The following is a 328-nucleotide window of genomic DNA, read 5'->3' on the forward strand; positions in this document are numbered from 1 at the left end:
GTCGACGGGGACGAGTGTGTTCATGGTGGTGCAGGCGGCGTTGGCGGCGTTGCTGACCCGGTTGGGTGCGGGGTCGGATGTGCCGATCGGTACGCCGGTGGCGGGGCGGTCCGACGACGCGCTCGACGAGTTGGTGGGGTTCTTCGTCAACACGGTGGTGTTGCGTACGGACACGGGTGGGGATCCGTCGTTCCGGGAGTTGCTGGGTCGGGTGCGTGAGGCTGACCTGGCGGCGTACGGGTACCAGGATCTGCCGTTCGAGCGGCTGGTGGAGGTGCTCAACCCGATACGGTCCCTGGCGCGGCACCCGCTCTTCCAGGTCATGCTG

Annotated in this window: 1 protein-coding gene; it reads left to right on the forward strand. The window is 68.0% G+C overall.

The annotated features are described in order from the left end of the window. On the forward strand, positions 1 to 328 hold a 328-nt coding region (locus AAH979_RS43215; RefSeq protein WP_346263909.1), incomplete at both ends, for a condensation domain-containing protein.

It is taken from the genome of Plantactinospora sp. ZYX-F-223 (assembly GCF_039649625.1).
Classification (GTDB): domain Bacteria; phylum Actinomycetota; class Actinomycetes; order Mycobacteriales; family Micromonosporaceae; genus Plantactinospora.